We start from the raw sequence: 1,710 nt of genomic DNA on the forward strand, positions 1-1,710 counted from the left end.
CATGCCATGAATCAGGACAACAGCACGGAGGGGATTCGCAATACCGGAGGTGCCATAGCGGATCTTCGCCAACAGCTGGATGACGCCCGTCAGAAAGCCGATGAGCTCAGCCAGTCCATGGGCCACCTGGAAGCCACGGGGATCAGTGACTGGTTCAAGCATACGGCGATTGCCGCAGAACTCACCAAGGCTCAATTTCTGGAACAGAAGATTGCCTTTACCGAACTCATGCAAGCCTGGCAGGACGGTGAGCTTTCCGCCCAGGCATTTACCCGACAGGCCTCAGCCATGGGGAACAGTCTGAACCTGCTGGATGAGGCTGACTTATCCACACTCAACAATGCGCTGGCCCAAGCCAGGACGCAGATGGATGCCTTAAACAACAGCACCCGCAATACGCTGGAAAGCCTGCAAAGTGAGCTGGACCGCTTGCGTGGCAATACCGGGGCCGTGGAGAAGCGCAACTTCGAGCGCCAGAACCGGGAGCTGAAACAGCAGCTGGAGGAGGCGCGTGATAAGGGGGATGCCGAGTCCATCACCAACCTTGAGAAATCCCTGCGGTTGAACCGGCAGGTGTATAACGAAAAACGACGCCAGCTGTCTGAGGATCAGCATCAGCAATCCCTTCGAGACAGGGAGCGTGAACAGCAAAGGTCATCCCCACCGGAACAACCCGCCAGCCAACCAACATCAGCGCCTGCTGCTCACGTGCCATCGCCAGCAACCAAACACACGCCTGATCGCACTATTCGTCTTGAGTACCCCGGTGGCCGGGTGGATATCGGCGTTCAGGAAAGTGAGGAGCTGAAACTCCTCAAGGCGCTGGAGCTTGCAGGGATGAGGGCCGTTTGATGCAGCTGGATAGTGTGACATTGCCCGATGACCTGCTGTGGATAAACGAATACCAATGGCAACCGGTAGAGCAGGAAACCGAGCGCACCTTGACCGGCGCTTTGTTGGTGCAGGAGCAGGCAAAGCTTTATGGGCGGGAGATTGAGTTATTGGGTGAACAGTCTGCCTGGGTCACTCGCGCCACGATCGAATCACTCAAAGCACTGGAAGCGGAAGCTGGAAAAGTCATGACGCTTACTCTTGCTGATGATCGCAGCTTTCAGGTGATCTTCGATCGTAGTCATGGTGCTGCTGTCGAGGCACAACAAGTGCTGCCCTACGCCTACCCCGATAACGATTACCTTTACTCGCTCACCCTCAGGTTGCTAACCGTCGCACCCTGATCATTAACGGAGATCCATGGATGGCGATTCTTCCGGACGATGTAAAACTCTACGCTTCCCAACGCCTGACCGATGAGTCTGACGGCGGCGGTCGAGCCACTGGCAATGAAGTGATTGATGGCGATATCAATAACCTGTTCCGTGATATATCCCGCATTGATCGCACCCTTGGCGATGTCTCTTTGCGGAAGGTGTATGCCGGTGTCAGCACCGACAATACCGATCCTTACCTTGGGGCACACCTGATCATTACCGAACCGCCGCAGGATGCCAAAGTCGATGTCCTGTTGTTTAACACCGACAGCCAGACCGATGAGCGTACCGAGGCCCGTAACCGGATTGAGTCCTATGTGGTGCCAGCGGTTGATGCGTCCTGGGAACTTTTGGGTGACCAGCTGGTTGGTCAGCGCAGTATCCAGGCCATACAACGGACTGAAGACCGCTTGCCGGAGATTGGCGAAGTCTATCGTCTGCT

General features: G+C 55.9%; 3 protein-coding genes. All 3 read left to right on the top strand.

Features of this window, described 5'->3' with window-relative positions; genetic code table 11:
* Positions 1–852: hypothetical protein (locus ABD892_RS05060; RefSeq protein WP_345194301.1), on the top strand; the 852-nt coding region annotated here is incomplete at its 5' end.
* Complete coding sequence (locus tag ABD892_RS05065) at positions 852–1,235, top strand: hypothetical protein (protein ID WP_345194302.1); 384 nt, start codon at positions 852–854, stop codon at positions 1,233–1,235. The genes ABD892_RS05060 and ABD892_RS05065, both read left to right, overlap by 1 nt.
* Before the next feature lie 20 nt (positions 1,236–1,255).
* A partial coding sequence (locus ABD892_RS05070; protein ID WP_345194304.1) for a hypothetical protein occupies positions 1,256–1,710 on the top strand: 455 nt, incomplete at its 3' end.

Source organism: Kistimonas scapharcae, from assembly GCF_039540975.1.
Classification (GTDB): domain Bacteria; phylum Pseudomonadota; class Gammaproteobacteria; order Pseudomonadales; family Endozoicomonadaceae; genus Kistimonas; species Kistimonas scapharcae.

What these genes read in the sequence shown, in the direction of transcription:
- ABD892_RS05065 (WP_345194302.1), top strand. Translation starts at nt 852, where the DNA reads ATGCAGCTGGATAGTGTGACATTGCCCGATGACCTGCTGTGGATAAAC.